Origin of the sequence: Evansella clarkii (genome assembly GCF_002019695.1) — a bacterium.
Classification (GTDB): domain Bacteria; phylum Bacillota; class Bacilli; order Bacillales; family Salisediminibacteriaceae; genus Evansella; species Evansella clarkii.
Genome location: NZ_KV917376.1, coordinates 2,526,404 through 2,549,139 on the forward strand (window position 1 = coordinate 2,526,404; position 22,736 = coordinate 2,549,139).

The 22,736-nt window shown below is 42.8% G+C and carries 22 protein-coding genes, 1 pseudogene and 1 riboswitch; of the genes and pseudogenes, 18 read left to right on the forward strand and 5 right to left on the reverse strand.

Translation table 11 applies throughout. From position 1 onward, the window contains the following. The first annotated feature begins 80 nt into the window (after positions 1-80). The 4 genes from BK582_RS11465 to BK582_RS11480 all read left to right on the forward strand — a co-directional run bounded on the left by BK582_RS11465 (position 81) and on the right by BK582_RS11480 (position 3,278). Positions 81-710 (forward strand): PspA/IM30 family protein, encoded by a 630-nt coding sequence (locus tag BK582_RS11465; protein ID WP_078595165.1) that lies wholly within the window; start codon positions 81-83, stop codon positions 708-710. A gap of 141 nt (positions 711-851) precedes the next feature. Next, complete coding sequence (gene liaF, locus BK582_RS11470) at positions 852-1,601, forward strand: cell wall-active antibiotics response protein LiaF (RefSeq protein ID WP_078595166.1); 750 nt, start codon at positions 852-854, stop codon at positions 1,599-1,601. Continuing rightward, the gene (locus BK582_RS11475) at positions 1,598-2,653 is read left to right on the forward strand and encodes a sensor histidine kinase (RefSeq protein WP_078595167.1); all 1,056 of its coding nucleotides are present in this window, start codon (positions 1,598-1,600) and stop codon (positions 2,651-2,653) included. Before liaF ends, BK582_RS11475 begins: the two co-directional genes overlap by 4 nt. Further along, positions 2,646-3,278, forward strand: a complete 633-nt coding sequence (locus tag BK582_RS11480) for a response regulator (protein ID WP_078595168.1) — start codon at positions 2,646-2,648, stop codon at positions 3,276-3,278. Before BK582_RS11475 ends, BK582_RS11480 begins: the two co-directional genes overlap by 8 nt. A gap of 130 nt (positions 3,279-3,408) precedes the next feature. Here the strand turns inward: BK582_RS11480 and BK582_RS11485 are convergent, their stop codons facing one another. Together BK582_RS11485 and BK582_RS11490 are read right to left on the reverse strand one after the other, a co-directional pair. Then, complete coding sequence (locus BK582_RS11485; RefSeq protein ID WP_078595169.1) at positions 3,409-4,275, reverse strand: ATP-grasp domain-containing protein; 867 nt, start codon at positions 4,273-4,275, stop codon at positions 3,409-3,411. After that, the gene (locus BK582_RS11490; protein ID WP_078595170.1) at positions 4,272-5,189 is read right to left on the reverse strand and encodes an ATP-grasp domain-containing protein; all 918 of its coding nucleotides are present in this window, start codon (positions 5,187-5,189) and stop codon (positions 4,272-4,274) included. The genes BK582_RS11485 and BK582_RS11490 overlap by 4 nt, the downstream gene beginning before the upstream one ends. 163 nt (positions 5,190-5,352) lie before the next feature. Here BK582_RS11490 and BK582_RS11495 point away from each other — a divergent pair, with 163 nt between their 5' ends. The 4 genes from BK582_RS11495 to BK582_RS11510 all read left to right on the forward strand — a co-directional run bounded on the left by BK582_RS11495 (position 5,353) and on the right by BK582_RS11510 (position 10,694). After that, complete coding sequence (locus BK582_RS11495; RefSeq protein ID WP_078595171.1) at positions 5,353-6,633, forward strand: bifunctional folylpolyglutamate synthase/dihydrofolate synthase; 1,281 nt, start codon at positions 5,353-5,355, stop codon at positions 6,631-6,633. Between the two features lie 345 nt (positions 6,634-6,978). After that, the gene (locus BK582_RS11500) at positions 6,979-8,670 is read left to right on the forward strand and encodes a sensor domain-containing diguanylate cyclase (protein ID WP_169910968.1); all 1,692 of its coding nucleotides are present in this window, start codon (positions 6,979-6,981) and stop codon (positions 8,668-8,670) included. Positions 8,671-8,793: 123 nt separating this feature from the next. Beyond that, the gene (locus BK582_RS11505; RefSeq protein WP_078595173.1) at positions 8,794-9,045 is read left to right on the forward strand and encodes a hypothetical protein; all 252 of its coding nucleotides are present in this window, start codon (positions 8,794-8,796) and stop codon (positions 9,043-9,045) included. A gap of 26 nt (positions 9,046-9,071) precedes the next feature. Beyond that, a complete protein-coding gene (locus BK582_RS11510; RefSeq protein WP_078595174.1) occupies positions 9,072-10,694 on the forward strand; it encodes a VanW family protein in 1,623 nt (540 codons plus the stop codon). A gap of 45 nt (positions 10,695-10,739) precedes the next feature. Here the strand turns inward: BK582_RS11510 and BK582_RS11515 are convergent, their stop codons facing one another. From BK582_RS11515 to BK582_RS11525, 3 genes are read right to left on the reverse strand one after another with little or no spacing between them, the layout of a single operon-like run. After that, positions 10,740-12,101 carry a pilus assembly PilX N-terminal domain-containing protein gene (locus BK582_RS11515; RefSeq protein ID WP_078595175.1) on the reverse strand — a complete coding sequence of 454 codons (1,362 nt, stop codon included), beginning with the start codon at positions 12,099-12,101 and terminating at the stop codon, positions 10,740-10,742. An 11-nt stretch (positions 12,102-12,112) separates the two neighbouring features. Then, complete coding sequence (locus tag BK582_RS11520; RefSeq protein WP_078595176.1) at positions 12,113-12,553, reverse strand: PilW family protein; 441 nt, start codon at positions 12,551-12,553, stop codon at positions 12,113-12,115. Positions 12,554-12,556: 3 nt separating this feature from the next. Continuing rightward, on the reverse strand, positions 12,557-12,952 hold the full coding sequence (locus BK582_RS11525; RefSeq protein WP_078595177.1) for a type IV pilus modification PilV family protein: 396 nt from the start codon (positions 12,950-12,952) through the stop codon (positions 12,557-12,559). Between the two features lie 278 nt (positions 12,953-13,230). On the opposite strand from BK582_RS11525, the gene BK582_RS11530 reads away from it, so the two are divergent. The 10 genes and pseudogenes from BK582_RS11530 (at position 13,231) to BK582_RS11570 (ending at position 22,614) form a co-directional block, all read left to right on the forward strand. Then, positions 13,231-14,892, forward strand: a complete 1,662-nt coding sequence (locus BK582_RS11530; protein WP_078595178.1) for a GspE/PulE family protein — start codon at positions 13,231-13,233, stop codon at positions 14,890-14,892. 9 nt (positions 14,893-14,901) lie between these two features. Beyond that, positions 14,902-15,942, forward strand: a complete 1,041-nt coding sequence (locus BK582_RS11535) for a type IV pilus twitching motility protein PilT (protein ID WP_078595179.1) — start codon at positions 14,902-14,904, stop codon at positions 15,940-15,942. After that, a complete protein-coding gene (locus BK582_RS11540; protein WP_078595180.1) occupies positions 15,942-17,147 on the forward strand; it encodes a type II secretion system F family protein in 1,206 nt (401 codons plus the stop codon). Before BK582_RS11535 ends, BK582_RS11540 begins: the two co-directional genes overlap by 1 nt. A 97-nt stretch (positions 17,148-17,244) precedes the next feature. Continuing rightward, positions 17,245-17,328: riboswitch (cyclic di-GMP riboswitch) on the forward strand. Between the two features lie 27 nt (positions 17,329-17,355). Further along, complete coding sequence (locus tag BK582_RS11545; RefSeq protein ID WP_078595181.1) at positions 17,356-17,781, forward strand: type II secretion system protein; 426 nt, start codon at positions 17,356-17,358, stop codon at positions 17,779-17,781. 40 nt (positions 17,782-17,821) lie between these two features. Then, positions 17,822-18,076 (forward strand): annotated as a pseudogene (locus BK582_RS28215) (prepilin peptidase); the annotation flags it as partial. A gap of 24 nt (positions 18,077-18,100) precedes the next feature. After that, positions 18,101-18,574 (forward strand): prepilin peptidase, encoded by a 474-nt coding sequence (locus tag BK582_RS28220; protein WP_338066847.1) that lies wholly within the window; start codon positions 18,101-18,103, stop codon positions 18,572-18,574. A gap of 23 nt (positions 18,575-18,597) precedes the next feature. After that, positions 18,598-19,590, forward strand: coding sequence for a type IV pilus biogenesis protein PilM (gene pilM / locus BK582_RS11555; protein ID WP_078595183.1), 993 nt, complete (start codon positions 18,598-18,600; stop codon positions 19,588-19,590). After that, positions 19,590-20,495 (forward strand): PilN domain-containing protein, encoded by a 906-nt coding sequence (locus tag BK582_RS11560; RefSeq protein ID WP_078595184.1) that lies wholly within the window; start codon positions 19,590-19,592, stop codon positions 20,493-20,495. Before pilM ends, BK582_RS11560 begins: the two co-directional genes overlap by 1 nt. Beyond that, positions 20,479-21,291 carry a hypothetical protein gene (locus BK582_RS11565; protein ID WP_078595185.1) on the forward strand — a complete coding sequence of 271 codons (813 nt, stop codon included), beginning with the start codon at positions 20,479-20,481 and terminating at the stop codon, positions 21,289-21,291. The genes BK582_RS11560 and BK582_RS11565 overlap by 17 nt, the downstream gene beginning before the upstream one ends. Before the next feature lie 189 nt (positions 21,292-21,480). Next, positions 21,481-22,614: an SPOR domain-containing protein gene (locus BK582_RS11570; protein WP_078595186.1), complete on the forward strand. Its 1,134-nt coding sequence runs from the start codon at positions 21,481-21,483 to the stop codon at positions 22,612-22,614. Positions 22,615-22,736: the final 122 nt, after the last annotated feature.

Below are 22,736 nucleotides of genomic sequence, written 5' to 3' on the forward strand. Positions count from 1 at the left end.
GCAGAAAAAGCTGATAAATACTGATAAATGCTGATTAATGCTGAAAAGCAAATTTTACTTAAACAAAGGAGAGATATGAAATGACAAATGTATTTACAAGGCTGAAAGACTCTATAGCAGCAGATCTCCATGACCTGCTTGATAAGAAAGAGGAAGCTAACCCTATTGCTGCTCTGAACCAGTATTTACGTCAGAGTGAAAAAGAAACGGAAAAGGTACGCAAGCTGGCTGACCGCCAGTATAAGCTAATCGACGAATTTACGAAGGAACATCAGAAAGCAGCAGAAATGGCGGCCAAACGAAAATATCAGGCCGAAATCGCGTCTGAAGCGGGAGAAGAGGAGATGCATGAATTTGCTTTAAGCGAAGCAGAAAGATATGAAACAAGAGTATCAGAACTTCATAAATCAAAAATCTCGGCACAGGAACAGCTTGAGGAGCTTGAAAGAAAATATGAAGAAATGAGCCATAAACTAAAAGATATGCACTTAAGAAGGATGCAGCTTATGGGGAGAGAAAATATTGCCCGGGCAACTTACCAGATAGACAAAGTAACGAAGGACCCAGGGGATGCCTCCTATTATCGCTTTACAGAAATGGAAAGTTTCATTGAAGGGCTGGAGCATAAAGTGAACCGGAGAAGCTATGAAAATTCCTTTGACGGTAAAATAGCTATGCTGGAACGGGAATTAAAAGACAAAGCACAATAAGCATCAGGACTCCGGGATACATACGTAGCCCGGAGATGCCTGAGATTATATTGTATATTTGCGGCTCTATTAGTAAAATAAGATTGCCCGGCAGATTTTGTCAGTCCGGGCATACATAAAAAACGGGGAGGAGGCCGCTGTATGTTCAGCAGAATATCTGTAAACACCGTGAACTGGATACTTATAACAGGAGCATTGCTCCTTGTGGCAGAAATTTTGTTTTTTAATACAGGTCTGGTGTTCTCCCTCCTTTTCCTCGGTTTCCTTACGTATATGGGCTGGAAAAATTTCAGGCATGCTGTAGGAAAGATTTTCTTTTTTATCGGGCTGATCAGTGTATTTTTTACTGTGGTAAATATGATGGCTGTTCGTTTTGTTGTTGTTGCAGCCATCATTCTTTTTGCGGTTAATTACCGCCGGTCATCAAGAGAGCCGGAATATATCAAACCGAAAACTTCTGAGACGGCTGTCTCAACTACAGAGGAAGTACGTGAAGAGCCTCTGATCCGGAAGGAACCATTATTCCGTAATCGTTTTTTTGGCAGGCAGGAAACGGATGAAGTGCCGTACCGGTGGCAGGATGTCAATATCCACAGTGGGTTTGGCGATAAGATAATCGATCTCAGCAACACAGTGCTTCCTGATCACCCCGTAATATCTGTCAGACATTTTATTGGAAACATAAAAATATACGTACCTTACGAAGTGGAGGTGAGTCTCCACCACAGCTCTGTATTCGGCAGAGCTGCTGTCTTTCAGAAAAAGCATGATTCATTAGTAAATCAGACGCTGTTATATGAGACAGAGAATTATGGCAGGGAAACAGGTAACCCTGAGTTGAAAATCGTTACCTCTGTGTTCTCCGGAGACATTGAGGTGAAGAGAATATGAATTTGTTTTTTATTAAACAGCTCCTTGCCGCATTGCTCGGTGCATTATTTTTCGGGGCGGCAATTGTAGCCTCAACGTTTCTCATATTTCCTGTGGAGAACTGGCGTGAACTTTCTGAAGGAGAGATGTTTGGGGTGCCGTATCCCCTCTGGATTGTCAGTATTATTGCGGCAGGCGGTATTACAGCAGGTGTGTCTTACTGGACAATATACAGGAACAAGCTTCAGCAGATTAATGACCGTCTGGAAGAGCTGGTGCGGGGAGAGAAACTGTCAATAGAAGAGGATACAGAACATCCGGACCTTTCCGGGATCAATAAATTACTTCAGGAACTGGAAACACAGGCAGTGAAACAGACGGAACTGTCGCAGCGCCTTGCAACGGAAAGGGCGGAAGAACGGGAGAAAGGGCTGCAGGAAGTCGTACTCCAGGAGCGGAACCGCCTTGCAAGGGAACTTCATGATTCCGTGTCCCAGCAGTTATTCGCCGCATCAATGATGATGTCTGCGATTAATGAGGGCAATCCTCCAGAGGACCCGGCCATGCGGAAGCAGCTGGGGCTTATCGAAAAAATGATTGACCAGTCTCAGCTTGAAATGAGAGCTCTGCTCCTGCATTTGCGCCCGGCGGCATTAAGGGAAAAGCCCCTTGGAGAAGGGATTGCCGAGCTGCTGAGCGAATTAAGAGACAAAGTGCCTATGGAGATTGACTGGAAGATTGAACCTCTCAAGCTTGAAAAAGGGGTTGAAGATCATCTGTTCCGGATTCTGCAGGAGGCCGTATCAAACGCACTCCGGCATTCTAAGGCGGAAAAGCTGACAGTAATACTGATGGAACGGGATAATATTATCATTTTAAGAGTAGCCGATAACGGAAAAGGCTTTAATGTAACGAAAGAAAGCTCCAAAAGCTCTTACGGATTAAAAAATATGTATGAAAGAGCCATCGAGATAGGGGGCTCTATGAAAATAGTAAGCGTTGAAAATGAGGGGAGCCGGCTGGAAGTTAAAATTCCTCAAAGGAAAACGACAGGGGGCGGGAAAATTGATTAAAGTGTTATTTGCTGATGACCATGAGATGGTTCGCATTGGAGTTTCTTCCTATCTGTCTGCGCAGGCAGATATCCAGGTAATCGCAGAAGCAGAAGACGGAGGAGAAGCTGTGGATCTGGCACTGGCCCATAAACCGGATATTATCCTGATGGACCTGGTAATGAAACAAATGGATGGAATTGAAGCTACAAAAAGAATTATTGAAAAGTGGCCGGAAGCTAAAATTATTATAGTAACGAGTTTTCTGGATGATGAAAAAGTGTATCCCGCCCTTGAAGCCGGTGCCTCCAGCTATATGCTTAAGACCTCAAAGGCAAAGGATATTGCAGAAGCTATCCGTTCCACATATAAAGGGCAGTCTGTACTGGAGCCGGAGGTTACTGGAAAGCTTATGACAAGAATGAGGAAAAGTCCTGCGGCATCTCTTCATGAGGCCCTTACAGCCAGGGAACTGGAGGTGCTCCGCCTCATGACACAGGGAAAGACCAATCTGGAAATTTCTGAAGAGCTTTTTATCTCATTAAAAACAGTGAAAGTCCATGTCAGCAATATTCTCGGAAAGCTTGAGGTTCATGACCGGACACAGGCGGTTATATACGCTTTTAACGAGGGGGTATTTAAATAACATAATGTGGTGCTGCTGTCACAAAAAAATGATACAAAAAGCCCCCACGCTAACAAGGGGTCAGGGATACCTTGTTAGCGTGGGGGCTTTTTTAGTTTTCATACGTGCGGGGAGGGGAGGCAGGTTAACCTTATGAAACTACTTTCTGCACATACTCCAGAAACACGTCTGCAATATCCACACTGCTGTTCATATATAAACTTCTGCAGCCAACGGCATCTTCCATTTCGTTAAATAAAAGCGTGCCATCTTTATCAAATAAAAAATCAATGCCTGCAAAATCTAATTTTATACTGCTTGCTATGGCATGTATCTGCTTCTTTTCGGCCTCATTTAATACATAACTCCTGGAAGTACCCCCGGTGGAAAGATTTGCACGGAGCTCTGAGGAGGAGGTTGTTTCCCGCAGAACCGCTCCCTGTATTTCGTTGCCAACGATATAAACCCGGAGGTCTTTACCGGGATTTCCGGAAAGAGGCTGAACGAGCAGTTCGCTATAGTTTATCTGGCTTAGACAATGGAGAAGATCACATTCATTGTGAATAAAATAAACGCCCGCACCGCCCCGGCCATACGGGTCCTTGATTACGAAAGGGAAATCAGGGTGGTTGTCAGGAGACAGTGCCTCTGGTGAAACTGCAGCTGTATCGGCCATACGGATGCCTTTTTTTTGTAAAAAAGCATGGGTTAGCCGCTTATCATTGGCGAGCCGGGCTGCAAAAGAAGTGTTAAAGGAACGTATTCCACTAAATTCAGCTAGCTCATTCAGCCATGGAGAAACAGAGCGGTTAATCAGAAAATCAGGACTCTGCTCCCCTCCGCGGGTAAAAGGAGATTCATTTCCGCTTATTTTCCAGGTGAGTTCTTCTAAGTGAACAAGTGAAAGCTTTATCTCTCTTTTTTCAGCAGCGTGCAGGAGAAGTTTAATAAAACGTTGATTTCGATTAATATCTTCTTTACGGTAGACAAGCCAGCCGTATTTTTTTATGGCCCTCACTTTTTCGAACTCCTTCTTTTCTCTGTATTTTCTTTTATAAACTGAACCATATCAACGGCAACGTCGATACCCGTGCATTCATAAATGCTGCGAATGTGCGGATTAGTGTTAACCTCACAAAGGAAAGGTCCGTTCTTTCCAGGAAGAAGGTCTACCCCTGCAAAATCTGCACCGACGGCTCTTGCGGCAGAAAGGGCCAGTTCTGTTTCTTCTTTGGAAGGGGTGTACGGAACCGTGGTTCCTCCTGCTGTTACGTTAGCCCGGAAATCTTCCTTGGAAGTTCGTTTCATTGCTGCGGCTATTTTGCCCCCGACTACATTTAATCGCAAGTCTGTTCCAAGGCTTTCTGTTATTGGCTTTTGAATTATGTATTCCTTCCATTTAAGCTGTCTTGCCAGCTTAAAGAGCTGCTCCGGCGAGTCTGCCCAGTATACCTGCTGGCCAAAAGAACCGTATGCTTCCTTAACGATGAGAGGAAAACTAAGTTCTTCAGCAGCCAGCTGAATATGCTTTTCGTCTTCCATTTCAAGCCCGCTGTATACGAGGGGAGCGATAACGGTGTCCGGCACAGGAAATCCGCCGGTGGCTAACTTCTGGTGCATCAGTGCTTTATTATCACAAATTCCGATCGCTTCCGCAGAATTAAACAGAGGAATGCCCATCATTTCGAGATGCCTTGCTAAATGAAGGTCTTTGTCTGCGAAATGGACGAAATCAGGCAGAGGATCTGTTCCCTTTATGCCAGCCAGTGCAGGTATTCCGTTTATGACGGAAGCGAGCAGATGGTTGTTCGCTTTAGCCTCTATATGTATATTCTGAGTCCTGGCAGCTCTTTGAATCCACTGGATATAGTCGGTGAATTTCCCTGTTGTTAAATTCCCGTTGTATATAATCCACCCATGTAAATCCGGCATAGCATACTCCTTCCTGTCCGAGTCAAACATATGATAAAGTTAAAGAGTCAAGCCCTGTATGAAAATGTCAGGGGCCAGACCCCCGACGATTTTGTGAACACTTTTGATAATGGCATGGTTTCATTGAAAAATCAACTTAGTTATGCCTGGAGGGAATTGAAAGATGATACGTACATACGAAGAAGCGCAAACATATCTGCAGTGGAAGCAGGAAGCGGGCATACGCTTTGACCTGAAACGAATGAGAGTACTAATGGAAAAGCTCCGGCATCCTGAACGGCGGGTGAAAACGATACACGTTGCAGGAACAAACGGAAAGGGATCAACGGTCACCTATCTGCGCTCCATGCTTGAAAGAGCAGAGTTTTTCATCGGAACGTTTATGACTCCCGTTTTTGGGGATACGAGAGAACAGATAGCGATAAATGGCATACCAATCGGAGAAGAAGAATTTGCTGCATTGCTCAGTGAAATTGAACCTGGAATACAGGAAGCAGAAGCTGAGCTCGGAGAGACGATCAGCGAATTCGAAGTAATGACTGCAGCAGCTTTATATTTCTTCTCCTTTAAAAAAGCGGTCGATCTTGCCATAATAGAAACGGGAATGGGCGGCAAAAATGATGCAACCAACGTAATTGTCCCTCTTGTCTCCATTATTACTAACGTGGCAGAGGACCATAAAGAATTCCTGGGAGACTCAATAAGTGAAATAGCCCGTGAAAAAGCGGGAATTATCAAGGCAGGCATCCCGGTTATAACCGGCAGTGAGGGGGAAGCCCTCGAGGTTATAAAAAAAGAGGCAGGCGACAGAAAATCAAAAGTCTATTCTCCTGGCGAACAGTTTTCCTTTCATACTGATGTAAAAGATGGGAAACAGGTCCTCACTTACGAAGCTTCCTACCGGAAACTGGACGGGATACCATTGAAAATGGCCGGGGAACATCAAGCTAAAAACGCTGCACTCGCTGTTGTTGCAGCTGATTATTTAAAGCAGTTTTATGCTCTGATGGTAGATGACGAGCAGGTGATTGAGGGGCTTAAGAAGGCTGAGCTGCCAGGGAGATTTGAAAGAATCTCCGAATCTCCAGTGATTCTGCTTGATACAGCCCATAATCCGGCAGCAATAGAAACTGCGGTGAAAACGGTTAACGATATGTTTCAGGATAAACCTGATGTTCTGTTTGCAGCGATGAAGGATAAAGATATACAGGGAATGGTTGAGAAACTGGCCCCCTCAGCAAATACAATTTTTTATACTGATTTTTTATCACCGAGAGCCCTGCCTGCTGATAAATACGATGGAATCGCAGGAGGCAGTGAAGTGAAAATTGTGGAACACCCTGAACAATGGGTTTCCGAATGGCAGAAAAAAAACACAGATGCTGTACTGTTGATTACCGGGTCACACCAGTTTATTGGTGAAATGAGGAAAAATCTTATATAATACAGTTAACCAGGATAAAGGGACTATGTCTTTTATCCTGGTTAATTTATTTTCTGAAATTTCAGCAGACGGAGCATTCTACTGCATCCCGGAAATAATTAGATCTTTTTTCCTTATTTGAAGGCTTAAACTATTAACACAACTACTTTACTGTGGTAATATAGTATACATATTTATCAATAAACAAAAAATTCAAATTTTTCCACCTGATTTATGTAATTTTGATTAAATAAGAATATCAGTATAAAATACCTATGTTTTTAATCGTAGCTTGTCAGCTTAAATACATATCCCGGGACAGGTCATGAAGGACAGGCCAGGGAATATACAATGGAGGTGATGAAAGTGAGCAGTAAGAAACAAATAGTGATCTGGGGAGTGTGGTGCGTAGTCTTTACCGCCGCCTTAGCTGTTTTCTTCGCCAGGGCTCTTCCTCTTGTTTACAATCAATGGCTGGAGATATTATCATTCCTTACTCTCATATTAATTGCATCAGTCTTCCCTATAAGATTTCGAGATACTAATATTGTACCGCTGCACGGTATAGCTCTTGCCATCTTTCTTCAATTTGGTCTTCTTATAGAAATGTTTGTTATGCAGCTTGCAGTCTTAACTTCTTTGCTGAGCCTCAGGCTGACCAGAAGCGAATTATACAGAATCCCTCTTAACTCACTAGTTTTTTTCACAGTCTCCATCGTATCAGCCGGAGTATATTATTCTCTGGGAGGGATTACCGAGAACCTTTCAGAAGTTCAGCTCTCACTGATGCTTTTTCCCATAGCTGCCTATGCGTTTACATACTTCTTCCTTAACAACTGGATTATATTCCTGATTAGAAAATACTTAGTTAAACTCAGAAAAACGAAATTTTTTGATGAAGCTCTAAAGATGGAGGCTGTTTCTGCAGTACTTATTATACCTATAGGTGTAACACTCGTTCTGCTGTACGAGCAGATTGGCATGATTGCTGTATTCCTAATCGGTATCCCGCTGTTAAGCCTGTCACTTATCCTAAAAATCTATAATCAGAGTGAGATGACAAACCGTCTCCTGAAGAAAGTTAGCTCGTTCGGCTACCGTGTGAACGGAAATCTCTCGGTGAACAGCATAAATGAGTTATTCACAAAGACAGTCACCTCTATTTTTCCGGTGGACAAGGCATTTATATACGAGGTTCATAACGGAAAACTAAAAGTAACCCAGGCGTATCATGCCAGCACTAAAACAAAATTATATCTGAAAAACGGTGATAATATCAGCCTGAAGGCGCTTGAACAGGGAAGCCCGGTTTATATACCTGCGGCAGGTGAAAATGAAGAAACAGATAAAGAAAATATTTGGGAGGATACTCAGTCGGTGATCTCTATACCTGCAATGAGCAATAAGGAAGTAACGGGAATTATTACAGTGGGGTCTCCAAGAAAACACGCCTTTGAAAAAAATCACCTTATGCTCCTTGAAATAATGGCTAACTACCTGGCAGTAGCCATTCAAAATGCTAAAAACTATGAACTTAAAAAGAATGAAAGTGAACGCTGCTCATTAACAGGGCTCTATAATTTCAGATATTTTGAAAATCTTTTGTTTGAAAAATTTGATATGTCAGGAAACAAGGAGGATTTTGCGATTATTCTTCTTGATCTGGACCATTTTAAGAGGATTAATGATTCATATGGACACCAAAGCGGAAACGAGGTGCTGCGGCAGGTTGCTGATGTACTTGTGAATACGGTAGGCAGTTTCGGAACACTTGCCAGGTACGGCGGAGAAGAATTCGTCATTTTAATGGAGGGAACGAATGTAAAGTTTGCTGAAAAAATGGCTGAATCACTCCGGGAAAATATAGAAAACCACCTTTTCGTTGTAACAGATGACCTTGATACTGGAGAAAGAAAATCAGTCCGGCTGACAGCCAGTATCGGAGTTGCGGGAAAAACCGAGCCTGGAGAATCCGCTATGTCGGTGCTCAGAAATGCGGACCGTGCAATGTACACAGGAGCAAAACAAAAGGGAAGAAACCGTGTCTCTCACTTTTAAATTGTAAATTTCCAATTACTATTTGAAAGAATTGACAACAGATGATTTAATAGAATAGTAGGAAGAAATCAGCAATCAGGGAAATCTCCGCCAAATCGGGGATAAACCCAAAAGGAGACAAAAGTGGTTGAAATTATATTGCTGTTAGCAGGGATAAGTATTCTATTAACTATTCTGTTATTATTGCCTTCTGTTTTTTCAAAGAAACTAACAGTAGTTCTCGTACTTATAGCCTCCCTGTATTTTTATACAGGTATCATTCTCCTTGATTATTTCCACTGGGGATACGTGGCAGGAGGTATTGTTGTTCTAATTGTCACTACTTCCTGGATTGTTGCTTATTTACTTGATAAACAGGGGAATAAATCAGCGTAGAAGATTTTTAAAACGGGGTGTGCAGGATGGGGAAATTGCAATGGTTTATATCATCACTGGTTGTCATGACAGGTATCATTATTTTTCTTTCATTATTTAATTTTTCAGGAAATATGCTTTACGCTATCTGGTTTGAAGAAGAGCGCTATGATGTGGAAACGTATATGGCGAGCGTTGATATTAGCGGTATGAGTGAGGAAGAAGCTGTTACTGCGTTGCGGGAGCAGACTGAAAACTGGAAGTCAGGCCAGACGATCGAAGTGCGCTGGTTTGAAAAAACAGCAGTCTTTCCTGCTGAAAAACTGAACTTTTTTATAGAGGAATCTGTTCAGAGTATGTCTAATGGCGAAATTTCTGAAGGTGACCTTATAGTCTCGGCAGACAGAAGAGAGCTGGAAGAAGTTATTGCCTATTTTTCTGAGCATGCAGGTTTTGAACTTGAGGCAGATGAGGAAGCGCTAAGAGAAGAACTGGAACTAAGAGCCTCAGAGCTTCCGGATGAGAATATAACTATATCACTTCATGAATTTACTGTTGATCCGGACGGAATGACGGAGGAAGACGTATCTTCGGTTATTTATCAGGCTGAAAGGTCTTATTTTGGCGACCAGCTTGCATTATGGCTAAACAGCACAGAACCAGTTATCATCGAACCGGAAGAGAATTATACATTTAGTACGATGTTCGCAGGGGCCGAGATGGAGATTCCTTCGGAAGAATCTATGTCGATTCTGGCTTCTGCTGTTTATGAAGCGCTGCTTCACACCAATTTCCAGCTTATTGAACGAGTTCAGAGTGACATACTTTATGACACTGTACCTGAAGGATTTGACGTAAGAGTCGTTGAGTATCAGTCAGATTTGATTTTTCATAATCCTAATCCTGTACCTTATGAGCTGTATTTGTCCGCGGAAAATGGCAGGATTAGTGCAGAAGTATATGGGGAGGAATTTCCATATTCAATTAATGTGGATATACTCGACCACCAGCAAATTGAGCCAAAGACGATTGTCCGCTATTCAGATACAGTGCCACAAGGTACGGAGAACGTTATAGAAACGGGAGAGCCTGGGCTTTCCTATCAGTTAGCCAGAACTTTCACCAATATGGAATCTGAGGTAATTTTTGAAGAAGTAATTGCTAATGATTATTATCCCGCAGAAGAAAGAGTGGAAGTCTGGAGTAAAGAAGATTATCTCGCCCGGACAACAGATGATGGAACGGACGAAGACGAGTTTGATCTGGATGGAGACCCTGCCCGGGACTGGCCTGACTCAGGGTATGACGATGAGTCTGGTTACCAGGGCGGTTCAGACAGGGACGGAAGCTATGATGGAGGAGACTCTGATTTTGGCTCCGGCTATGATGGAAGAGGTACGGACGATGACTTTGACCATGGTTCTGGTGGAAGTTCCGGAGAAGGCTGGAACAGAGACAGAGCTGGCGAAGAGGGAGACTTGGGTACTGGTGATGACAGTGACCGCCAAGGCTGGCAGCAGAATGGTCAGCAGGACCGGGATGGACAGCAGGGCTGGGAGGATCGTTCCCAGGACGGCAGCGGCACACCAGACATGCGTGAAGATGGAAAACAAAAATTCACTCCGCCATCAGGAATTGATGAAGAAGGAAGGCCTGTAAAAGGGGAATAAGCATTTTAAAACCCACCTGCCGAACTGGCAGGTGGGTATGTTTATTTATTGTTCGTATACAGGATCAAATTGAAATTGATGTTTCTCAGAGAAAAAATGGTCATATTCACTTTTCTCCACGGGGGCAAATTTAGCTGTTGTGGCACCAGAACCTTCAAACTCATTAGCGATTATTGTGCCGGTTCTTACCCCGCCTTCTAAAGTGACTTTTGAATTAGGGGCATAAATTAATTGTGAATCTGCCTGCGCTCCTCCTGTGACTTTAACGTTCTTTCCTCCGCTAATTAAATGGCCTTTTAAAGATGTACCTCCACCTAGTTCTACATCAGATCTCTTAGCGTGTAAAGAGCCATGTATACTTGTTCCTCCTGCAGCAGTGAATTTTTCCTCCCCTGCATAAAAGATACTGATATTATCAACATTTTCGTTTGGGAGAATACTGCTGCCACCAACGAAAGTAAATTTATCCTCAATAAAGATTGACAAACTTCCTGAACCTACAACCTTAATATGTCCTGCCTGATTAAGCTCCTTTACTCTGATCAAACGGTCACTGTTGCCTGTATCAATAGTCAATGTGCTGTGAGAGACTATTCTAATTTGATCCAATGAAGCATCTTCTGTAATTGTATATGTTTGATAAGGCCAGGACCCAACAGTAAGAATATTGTTGTTTACCGGCCCTCCGTCTGGCAACCTAGGAAGGTTGGAAGGTAAGATGGGAAACTCTTCAGGTTCACAATATAGCTTTGGTTTAGACTTTGGTTCACGTATATTAATATAATGTGGCTTATTAATAATATTATCCCTCAATGAGGAACCAATAAAAATATCACCTGTTATCCGCCCTGATCCTGTTAAGGTAATAGTATTTTCATCGGACATATTAGTCCAAGCCGCTCCCTCAATAGTTGCGCTCCCCGTCAGCGTTATTTTACCATTTGAAAATACTGCAACATCTTCTTCTTGCAGTTTATCAATACAGCTACCTCCTGCAGTGTTTATGGAGAAAGAGGAGACAGCGGTTCTGGAACGGTTTCCGATTGTACCTGTTGAGACTATTTTATAATTTGTTAAATCATTAGTTAGTACTGGACCTTCAATAGTAACAATTGCTTTTGGCTGGTTGCCAAAAGACTCCTCAAATTTCTCTTCGCGATAAATAGATGGCTCAACTGACTCAAGCCGATCCAAATCGACTGTACCTGATAGAATTTCCTGCATTTTTAGATTAACTCCTGCCTCAGCAATATAATACGCAGACTGGTAGTCTCTTTCCCCAGAACTGAGTTTTACATTGGTAGCGGTTACCCCCATGAGAGCTATTGCGAGAATAGAGATGACGGTGATCATAAGAAGAACAGCGATAAGAGCAATTCCTTTTTCGTTATTTATGATTTTTTTCATATTTTCACCGCCTATTTTCTAAAATATATTTCGGAAGTGTAGGAGGCTTGACTGCCCTGACCAGGCTGAGTGCTTGAAATGGTTATAGTTACCCCTGTAACTTCTGATCCGCTGCTAATTTCCTCACAAGAGAAACTCTTAATCTCCTTAACAAAAAGGGTATTATGTTTCACTAGATGATCATGTTCCAACTTATAGGATACATCCCCTAATAAAAGCTTCCCTGGACCGCACTCAGTTACAAATGGTGCTTTTCTTATTTCTTTTGTCATATCACTCATCGCAAGCCGAACATTTGATATCCGTTCAGCCTGAGAGTCCTGGTTATTAAACTGGTTCTGCCCAAAAATATGAAAAGAAGTGATGATGAGAAGGACTATTGATAAGAGAGCAGTTGAAACAAGTACTTCTACAAGTGTAAGACCCCGGGCATCGAGAAGCTTTTTCATCATGTTTCAGTCCTCCCTCCATAAGTAAATGGATTCCATTTGGGCTTCGAGCTTGTTTTTACTGCTATCTTCGTAGACCTTTACAATCACCTGAACTAAATTATCTTCAAGGTCTTTATAATCGGTTTCAATATAAAAATCATTTTCTTCTTTTGTATAACGTAAATCCCCTTTTTCCTCTCCTGATTCTGAGGAACTTACATGGTATAGCCACTCCATCTCCGTCTGAGCCACATATGTAGCATCTATAATTTCATCTGACACATTAATAGATTTACTTGACTGAACAAACATACCAGCGAAAGGGATAGCAATAATCGACAACAACACTATGGAAGCAATGATTTCAATCAATGTTCGTCCTGACTCTTCCTGGGTAAAAAGAACTAAAGTTTTTTTCATGCCTATTGCCCCCTTGTTAGTAAAATGGATTTCGAATACAGTAAAAAAATAGGAATTATTTACACTAAAACACAAAAGTTAGCAAAAAATTCATACTTAACTCACAATTAATCTTTATTTTATTACATTATACATTATAATGAACATATAAAGATTATTTAAAATGAAATAATTTTTGAATGAAATAATAGTTTAGCTTCTTATTAAACCGGTCCTTTAGACCTATTTTTTCTCGACGGTTGTTAACTATATAGAACACTATAAAAGGCGGTGATACTATGATTGCTTCCCGAAAACGGCTTGGGACCCTTTTAGTAGAATCAGGATTAATAACAGAGGAGCAGCTGCAGACAGCGTTAACTGAAAAAGCGCATGACCAGAAGCTTGGAGACATGCTTTTACAGCAGGGATACATAACAGAACAGCAGCTTATTGAAGTTCTGGAATTTCAGCTCGGAATTCCCCATATCAGTCTTTACCGGTACCCGGTGGATTCGAAAGTAACGAGTATCGTGCCTAAGGAACTTGCAGTAAGAAGCTCACTGATGCCGTTAAGGCTAGAAGGAGACAAATTATTTATCGCTATGTCAGACCCGATGGATTATTTCGCCATTGATGACATTAGATTATCCACCGGCTTTGAAGTGGAAGTTTCCATTGCTTCCAAGGATGAAATTATTAAAGCAATCCATAAATACTACGAGCTGGATGAAGCCGTGGAAGAACTTTTTGAAGAGCTTCCTGAACAAAAAGAAAAAAATACTGAGCTAGTCACCCGGGAAGATTCTCCGATGGTTAAACTGGTTAACCAGCTTTTACTCAGAGCTGTGCAGGAACGGGCGAGTGATATCCACATCGACGCACAGGAAAGCCAGGTAGTTGTACGGTACCGGATTGACGGAATCCTTCGTACGGAGCGCACCCTGCCAAAACATATGCAGAGCATGCTCACAGCCAGGATAAAAATCATGGCTAATCTAGATATTACGGAAACGAGAATTCCACAGGATGGAAGAATCAAAGTGGAGGTGAATTACAATCCGGTAGATCTTCGTATTTCTACCCTGCCTACTGTTTTTGGCGAGAAGGTGGTTATGCGGATTCTTGATGCGGGGCGTTCCCTTAATGACCTTGATAAGCTTGGGTTCAGTGAGAAAAATTACGCTCAGCTGACGGAACTCCTGCAGCAGCCCAACGGAATAATTCTGATTACCGGTCCTACCGGGTCAGGGAAATCCTCCACTTTGTATGCAGGGCTGAACAAGCTTAACTCAGAGGAAGTTAATATTATCACCGTAGAAGATCCGGTGGAATATCAGCTGGAAGGCATTAATCAGATCCAGGTGAACCCTAAGGTGGGAATGACCTTTGCCAGCGGGCTCCGTTCCATTCTCCGCCAGGACCCTGACATCATCATGGTAGGGGAAATCCGGGATTCCGAGACTGCGGAAATTGCAGTTCGGGCCTCTCTTACAGGGCATCTGGTACTCAGCACCATCCATACGAATGATTCTATCAGTACAGTTAACAGACTGATAGATATGAAGATTGAACCGTTTCTGGTTGCTTCGTCACTGTCAGGAATTATTTCTCAGAGGCTCGTAAGAAGAATATGCCGGGATTGTAAAAGAGAGCATCCTGTCACCGTGAGAGAAGAAGATATTTTTACACGAAGAGGGATTGAAATTGACAAGGTTTACCGTGGTGATGGCTGTCCAACTTGTAATATGACAGGATACCGGGACCGGATTGCAATTCATGAAATGCTCATAATCGATGATGAAATTAAGCAGATGATCATGAACGAAAAATCCAGTACGGATATCCGGAACTATGCCATAAAGAAAGAAATGACCTTTTTAATTGATGATGGGCTGCAGAAAGTGAAGGAAGGATTAACGACCACAGAAGAAATCCTCCGGGCAGCTGCCGATAAGTAGGTGATAAATTTGAATACAGGCATCGAAAAAATACTGACAGAAGCAATTCACCTGCAGGCTTCGGACATCCATTTGACAATTGGGAAGCCGCCTGTTCTTCGTATTCATGGAGATTTGGTTACTGTGAGTGACGAGACGCTGACACCAGATGCTATGCAGGGGCTTGTTGCCGAAGTTCTCCCGCCAATGATGAGGGAGCACCTGGAAACTGCCCGGGAAGCCGATTTTTCCTACGGTATCCCTGGGGTGGCAAGGTTCCGGTTAAATGCTTATTATCAGCGTTCACATCTTAGTATGGCTATCAGGGTGATTCCTACGGATATCCCTGACCTTGAGGAACTGCAAATGCCAGCTGTTTTAAGGAAAATAGCGGAGAAAAAACAAGGGCTTGTACTCGTAACCGGACCAACAGGAAGCGGAAAATCCACGACACAGGCGGCGATGATTAAACATATTAACGAGCATATGAAAAAGCATATCGTTACTTTGGAAGACCCTATTGAATATCTCCATAAACATAACAACTCGATTATTGATCAGCGGGAAGTGGGCTTTGACACGAAATCATTTGCCGCAGGATTAAGGGCAGCCCTCAGACAGGACCCTGACGTTATCTTAGTCGGGGAAATGAGAGATCTGGAGACGATATCCACAGCTATCACTGCTGCTGAAACCGGGCATCTTGTTTTAGGAACACTTCATACGTCAAGTGCAGCGGCAACTATTAACCGGATTGTGGACGTGTTCGATTCCACCCAGCAGCCGCAAATAAGGGTGCAGCTCGCTTCTGTATTAGCAGCGATAATCTCCCAGCGGCTGATGCCAGCAGCAGATCGTCATGGACGAGTCGCTGCAACGGAAGTTTTAATTAATAATTCAGCTGTTGCGAACATGATTCGCAGTGATAAAGTGCATCAAATCGAAAGTATTCTGCAGACAAGCAGAGCGGACGGCATGCACACACTGGAGATGAGTATCGGCCATCTGCTTAAGCTGGGAAAAATATCGCAAGATGAAGCACAGCCTTACATCAGGGAGAGAAATTTATAATGCCTCATTACCGTTATCAGGGCCGGACGAAAACCGGTATAAAAAAAGAAGGTACTATAAACGGAAAATCACGAAAGCATGCCATTGAAAAACTCCGTGGACAGGGAGTTGCATTAGCCTCAATCACTGAGGTCCAGCCCTCTTTTTTTCAAAAGGAGCTGACGATTGGCAACCCGGTGAAGCTCCAGGATTTTGTCCTGTTTCTTCGCCAGTTCGCCACATTACTGCAGTCTGGCGTATCAATCGTTAATGCAACTTCCATACTTGCGAGACAGACAAGCAGCAAACCGCTGATGCGGGCACTTGAATCTATCGAAGAGGAACTGGTCACTGGCAAACCGCTGTCAGAAGCAGCAGCGAAGCAGAAAAAAATCTTCCCGCCAATTTTTATTAATATGGTTCAGGCTGGGGAGGCTTCGGGAACGCTTGATGAGTCTCTGGATCAGCTTGCCTCCCAGTTTGAGAAACAGCACGAGACGAAGCAGAAAGTAAAGTCCGCGATGGCTTATCCTGTCATTGTCGGTATTGTCGCTATCGCAGTAGTTATTTTTCTTTTAACGTCAGTAGTGCCAACTTTCGCATCTATGCTTACTGATTTAGGAGGTGAGCTGCCCGCAATCACCGTATTTGTATTAGGTGCCAGCGAGGTTGTTGCGACGTTATGGTGGCTTCTCCTCCTCTTAGGTTTACTGGCTGCGTTCGGAATATGGGCGCTCAGGCAGACTCCTGAAACAAAATATCATCTTGATTACTTCTTGCTGAAAATGCCTGTTTTTGGTCCTTTGCTTCAGAAAGCCGCATTAGCAAGAATGACAAGAACATTAAGTTCTTTATTCACCAGTTCTGTGCCGATTCTCCAGTCAGTGCAAATAACAGAACGGGTTGTTGGAAACGAAGTCATTAGCAGGACACTGAAGGAGTCGAGAGATGCGCTGGAAAAAGGGGAGCGGCTGACAGCACCCATGGAAAAGCACTGGGTATTTCCTCCCCTGGTGGTGCAAATGATCAGTATTGGCGAAGAAACTGGTTCCCTTGATCAAATGCTCAGCAAAGTAGCGAACTTCTATGAGAAAGAAGTAGAGTACGCCACAGACCGGCTCAAAGCACTTATTGAACCATTGATGATAATTTTGCTGGCAGGTGTAGTAGGAGTGATCGTTATTTCTATCATTGTGCCAATGTTCCAGATTTACTCGGAAATTTAAAGTGAACTTGCAAATTGGCGAGCTTAATTACTAAAGGTCTTTGGCAAAGTTTCTCACGTCCTGTGGAAATCAGGGGCGCAGTTGAACAATGAAAAGGAAGCAATAAGGAGGCAATGAAAAACGGTCTTTATTTGGGCACTTGGACCGTTCGGAGCCAGTAGTGCAACCGGCCTGAAAATAAAATTAATAAAAAAGGGAGAGAAAGAAAATGTTGAAAAAATTTCTCAAGAACCAAAAAGGTCTGACACTCATTGAACTCCTTGTTGTCGTTGTTATTTTAGGAATTATCGCTGCGATTGCAGTGCCGAGTGTTGGTGGAATGATTGATAACTCCAAGAAAGATGCCCATGTAGCAAACGCTCAACAGATGATTAATTCGGCAAGGCTCTATCAAACCAGTAACCCAGAAGCTACGGAAGTTACATTCAAAGATCTTTTAGACGGTGGATATATTGATAGGATGGAAGATCCTGATACGGGTGGGGCAGATTATAGTAATAACAGCAAAGTCAGCTTTGATAAAGAGAATGGAACCTACTCTGTATACTTAAGAGGGGGAAAAAGGAGAATTGGAGCAAGTGAAGGTCTTATTCTTCAGTCTAACTTATCGAGAGATGAAGTAAAAAATAACTAATTATTAATTATTAATTAACATTCGAAAGGACCAACCTAAAATGGAATTACTACTCCACATATATTTATTTATCTTCGGTGCCATTTTAGGCTCCTTCTATAATGTTGTAGGTTTAAGAGTACCGGCCGGGCAATCAATTGTCCGGCCAGGTTCTTATTGCCCGAATTGCCGGAAAAAGTTAAAATGGAGAGAGCTTGTCCCAATTTTCTCTTTTTTCTTTCAAAAAGGACGATGTGGCGGATGCAGAACGACAATTTCTCCTATATATCCCTTTTTTGAAGCTGTAACGGGACTTCTTTTTACGATTTCACCCTTTCTGGTGGGATGGTCAAAGGAACTGCCAGTAGCTTTAGCACTGATCTCCCTGCTGGTAATTATTACTGTTTCTGATATCACTACGATGCTAATACCGAATAAAATACTGATCGTATTTCTCGGTATCTTCATCGTTCTTAGAATAATTTCACCCCTGGATCCATGGTGGAGCAGCATCCTTGGAGCTGCCACCGGATTTGGTGTGCTCCTTCTTATCGCCATCATCAGTAAAGGGGGCATGGGGGGCGGAGACATTAAGCTTTTTGGAGTGCTCGGTATTGTACTTGGCCTTCAGGGAGTGCTCCTGACATTATTTTTTGCAAGTTTAATAGGTTCTGTCGCCGGGATAACTGCAATGCTTACGAAAAAAGTAAAGAAGGGCCAGCCTGTTCCCTTTGGCCCGGCAATAGCCGCCGGATCTCTATTAGCATACTTTTTCTATCATCCATTAATAGAATGGTATATGAGTTTCTTTTAAGTGAAAAAGGAGGGAGACAATAAGTGCTCTCATTAAACATAGGAAAGAAATACGACATCGCCATACAAATAAAAGACCACGTCATTCGCTATGTGGCGACGAAACAGCATTCTCTCTCCCATATACATAGCTACGGTGAAAAATACCTCCCTGACGGAATTATAGAGAAAGGGAAAATAATTAACGAGGCATCATTTAATCTTATCCTTGAGGAGCTAACAGATGAATGGAAGCTGAAAAATCAGCGGGTCATGTTTTTCGTCCCTGACGCTTCTGTCTTTTTTCGGAAAATTTCCGTCCCTGGAGATTTGCCGGAGGAGGAAATCAGAGGCTACTTAAACTTTGAGATTGGTTCTACGATTCATCTTCCATTTGAGGAAGCTTATTTTGACTATTACATAATAGATTCAGAAATAGAATCAGAAGAAAATAAAGCGAGAGAGCTACTGTTTTTTGCAGCTCCTGAAACTATTGTCTCAACATATGCTCATAAACTGGAAGAATTTAAAATGGATCCGGTTGCTGCGGATATCTCGGCACTATCTTTTTACAGACTGTTTAACAGAACGGAAGAAGTCTCACCAGATGAACATTATTTATTTATCGAGTGGGATCTTACTTCTGTTAACTTAAGTATTTTCCACGAAGACAAGCCTGTTTTTATGAGACATCTCCCTCCAGGTACCGAAGAGGAAAGGTGGGAAATTGACTTGCAGGAAAACCATCCTGCAGACAGAGGCACCGGGGATATTTCTGTGAGAGACCAGCTTACAGAAATTGAACGGGTTTATAACTTCTATAAGTTCACGCTGAATAAAGGTGAACAGGAAGTTACGAAGATCCTGCTTGCAGGGGACCATCCCCGGCTGAAAGAGATTAAAAGTAAACTGGAAGAAGCCTTTCCCGCCAGGACAACTGAACTGGTTTCTTCTTTGAGTATCCTGGAAGATACGAACGAAACACTTTCCTATCAGTACATACTGCCGCTTAGTTTGTGTTTAAAAGAGGTGCGCTAATGAACATAGAAATTAACTTACTTCCTGAAAAACCAAAGAGAAATTTAGCATTTATTATAGCGGCGGTTTCCCTTTTTGTTGCATCTGTTCTGGTATTGATTTTAGGAATCCTTCATTATCAAAATGTGCAGCGGGAACTTGTCCGGACGGAAAATGAAATCAGCACTGTACAGCAGCTGCAGGAAATTGAACTCAATGAAGAGAGGCATACGCCAGAAACTGCTGATTTAGAGGCTTCGGTTATTTATCTGGAAGAAAATCAGATACTTGCTTCAAGGGTGCTGACTCATCTTGTCAGCCTTCTTCCGGAACAGGGATTTTTCACTTCCTATGAATATTCAGAGGGCGGCATCGTTACTATTTCTGCTCAGTTTGAGACGCAACGGGGAGCAGCAAGCTATCTGCATCATCTGACTCTGTCGGAATTGACAGAGAGTGCAATCCTGAATGAAATAACTACTAACGATATTACAGCTGAGATGGAAGGAGAACTTGTCGCGGCGGAATATTTGCCGAGATACAATGCTGATTACACCATCGTCATGAATATGGAGCTTGTAAGGAATATCGAAGAGTGGGAAGCGGAACAAATCGCAGAACAGGAAGCCCTGGAAGGAAACGATGAAGCTGGCCAGAGTGATGATGTGGAAGGGATAGACCCGCCGCCTTGGGATGACGGAGAAGAGACAGAAGAACAGGAACTTCCGGGAGAAAACCAGGAGAGTACTGATGATGGAGCAGAAGATACAGGGCAAAATAGGGACGCTGAAGATAATGATATCATTTTCGACGGTGAGTATAACGATGCAGAAGGTAATAGTTTTAACCTGGAAGACGATGTATTAAATGACTTTGTGGAAGATAACTGGGAAACGGAGGAGCAGGAGAATGATTACAGACCTTAACAGGAAATATATTTATCTGTCAGCATCTGCTGTTCTTCTGCTCATTTTCTTTGTATCTGCGTATTTTATGTTTATTGCACCGGCGGAAGGAGAGCTTGAGAGCGTTCAATCCCAGCTGGAATTTGAAGAAAATCTTCTGGAAGAAATAAGTGGGCCTGCTGCAGATACCAGACAGTACGAAAGCCATGAGATACAGGCTTTTTTGCAAAAGGTTCCATATGCTCCCAATACGGAACACTGGCTTCTTGACCTGGAACGGGCGGAAGCTGTCTCCGAGACATTAATTACCTCATACTCATTTAGTGAAGGAGAATATGAAGGTGTAGTGTATGAGACGGCAACAGAAACAGAAGAGGTGGATGTTTCTGTTGAAGCAGAAGCTGAAGTGGAAGACGGAGATACCACAGCAGAAGCAGAGGTAGAAGCAGAAGTGGAAGTGGAAACTGAGACTGAAGAGAATCTGGTCACAGAATCTGCAGTGCCGCCTCCTGTAAACGGGTTGAAGGCAGTGTCTGTATCTCTTGACGTAGATGCGGAAGATTATCCGGAACTTTTCCGTTTTATCGAAGAAATTGAGAGATTCGAGAGAGTGACACATATAAACGCTGTTTCCTTTGAAGGGTATGGAGAACCTGAAACACTAAATGAAGATGAGGAACTTACATTGTCTTTTAATATTGAATTAAGCACATTCTACCTGCCTGAAATGGAGGATGAATTCCAGGATTTCTTCTTCCACCGCAACTTCGAACACCCAGTACAAAAAGTAAACCCTCTGTGGGAACCAGGGTTTTAACCTGAAAAATAAATAGGCGTTATTTGTCAAAAAACGATGAGAGTTTGTGATAAGTCACAGGCTCTTTTTTTCTGTTTTTTCTGTTAAAATAAAATTAAATACTATGTAAATTGCACTTTCCGTTCTATCATTCTAAATCCTTTAATAGACTAGTAACACGAGTCAGAGAAAGGAAGGAGTCAGGTCGATATGGAAAAAAAGAAAAACGTCTCGATCCGTCTCAATGGGAAAGAGCAAATATATACGGAGCGTGCCAGGACGCCTGGCCTTTCTGGTCAGTCCCGGGATAAAGCAGGGGAAGAAACTGCTGCGTCCAGTGAACAGAAAAATACTGAAACAGAGATCGCCGATCTGGAAACAGACCAAACAAATGTGGAAGATAAGATAATCGATTTTAATAAAAAACAAAAGGAAAAACAGGAAAGGAGCCTTCCTTTCTGGGACGATGGCAAACGTGATGCCGGGCCCCGGCTGCCTCCTTTTCAGAGAAAGAAAAAGAATTCCTCCGGAGTATCGTTTAACTTAAATTTTATATTTCATTCTGTCTTTCTGGCAATCGCGGCTGCAGTGATCACTGGAGGAATTTTTGGATTTATTATGCTTAATATTTTTACAGGAGGGGACAATCCTTCCGATCCGGCAGCGGATGGTGGCTTATCAGTTACGACAGGCACTGCTGCTGGTGCAGTAGTGCCTGCCGGCGAGGATGGGTCCCGTTCAGTCCCTCCCCTCAATTTATATGTGATTCAGGGAGGCGCCTTTTCCCTGAAGGAAAAAGCAGAAGAGACTGCGTCAGCACTGCGGGGTGGAGATTTTCCTGCAGTCATTACGGAAAATACCGATCCGCTCTATCTGTTTATCGGAATAGGTAGCAGCAAAGAAGATGCAGAAAAATTGTCTGTCATTTATAATGAAAGGGGAACAGAAACGTATATAAAATCCTATGATATAACTGGCAGTACTGGTATCCCGGAAGAATGGGCCGGTTTTTTTGAAAAAGGAACCTCGTGGATGGAGAAAGCAGCTACTATCACAGCAAAAGATATTTCAGGTGAGGCACTGTCAAATGAGGAAGTAGCAGATATGCTTCAAGCCGGGCAGGCCTGGGAGGAGGAATTTCAGGGACTATCCGGTGAGACTGACAAACCTTATTTCCAGGAGGCCGGGGAATGGCTGAAAACAGGTGAACCTGCCCTCCGAATGTATTCATCATCGGTTTATTCTTCATCGTCAGCCTGGGAGGTGCAGGAGGCGCTGATTAAGACAATGATTGCTTATGAAAAGCTTATTCTTGCCGTAAAAAATACCGGGGAGAACCAGTGATTATTCACTGGTTTTTTAATGAGAGTCTGAAAGAAATATGTCGTATTGGAAAATATATTCGGGAAAAATCATGTATTCCCGGCTGGCGGCAAATACTAGTAACTGCAAAGCAGAAAGGAAGG

Coding starts and splice junctions, on each gene's coding strand:
- BK582_RS11565 (WP_078595185.1), top strand. CDS start 20,479: ATGATTACAGACCTTAACAGGAAATATATTTATCTGTCAGCATCTGCT.
- BK582_RS11475 (WP_078595167.1), top strand. CDS start 1,598: ATGAATTTGTTTTTTATTAAACAGCTCCTTGCCGCATTGCTCGGTGCA.
- BK582_RS11570 (WP_078595186.1), top strand. CDS start 21,481: ATGGAAAAAAAGAAAAACGTCTCGATCCGTCTCAATGGGAAAGAGCAA.
- BK582_RS11465 (WP_078595165.1), top strand. CDS start 81: ATGACAAATGTATTTACAAGGCTGAAAGACTCTATAGCAGCAGATCTC.
- BK582_RS11530 (WP_078595178.1), top strand. CDS start 13,231: ATGATTGCTTCCCGAAAACGGCTTGGGACCCTTTTAGTAGAATCAGGA.
- BK582_RS11525 (WP_078595177.1), bottom strand. CDS start 12,952: ATGAAAAAAACTTTAGTTCTTTTTACCCAGGAAGAGTCAGGACGAACA.
- BK582_RS11510 (WP_078595174.1), top strand. CDS start 9,072: ATGGGGAAATTGCAATGGTTTATATCATCACTGGTTGTCATGACAGGT.
- BK582_RS11495 (WP_078595171.1), top strand. CDS start 5,353: ATGATACGTACATACGAAGAAGCGCAAACATATCTGCAGTGGAAGCAG.
- BK582_RS11545 (WP_078595181.1), top strand. CDS start 17,356: ATGTTGAAAAAATTTCTCAAGAACCAAAAAGGTCTGACACTCATTGAA.
- BK582_RS11515 (WP_078595175.1), bottom strand. CDS start 12,101: ATGAAAAAAATCATAAATAACGAAAAAGGAATTGCTCTTATCGCTGTT.
- liaF (WP_078595166.1), top strand. CDS start 852: ATGTTCAGCAGAATATCTGTAAACACCGTGAACTGGATACTTATAACA.
- BK582_RS11490 (WP_078595170.1), bottom strand. CDS start 5,189: ATGCCGGATTTACATGGGTGGATTATATACAACGGGAATTTAACAACA.
- BK582_RS11560 (WP_078595184.1), top strand. CDS start 19,590: ATGAACATAGAAATTAACTTACTTCCTGAAAAACCAAAGAGAAATTTA.
- BK582_RS11520 (WP_078595176.1), bottom strand. CDS start 12,553: ATGATGAAAAAGCTTCTCGATGCCCGGGGTCTTACACTTGTAGAAGTA.
- BK582_RS11540 (WP_078595180.1), top strand. CDS start 15,942: ATGCCTCATTACCGTTATCAGGGCCGGACGAAAACCGGTATAAAAAAA.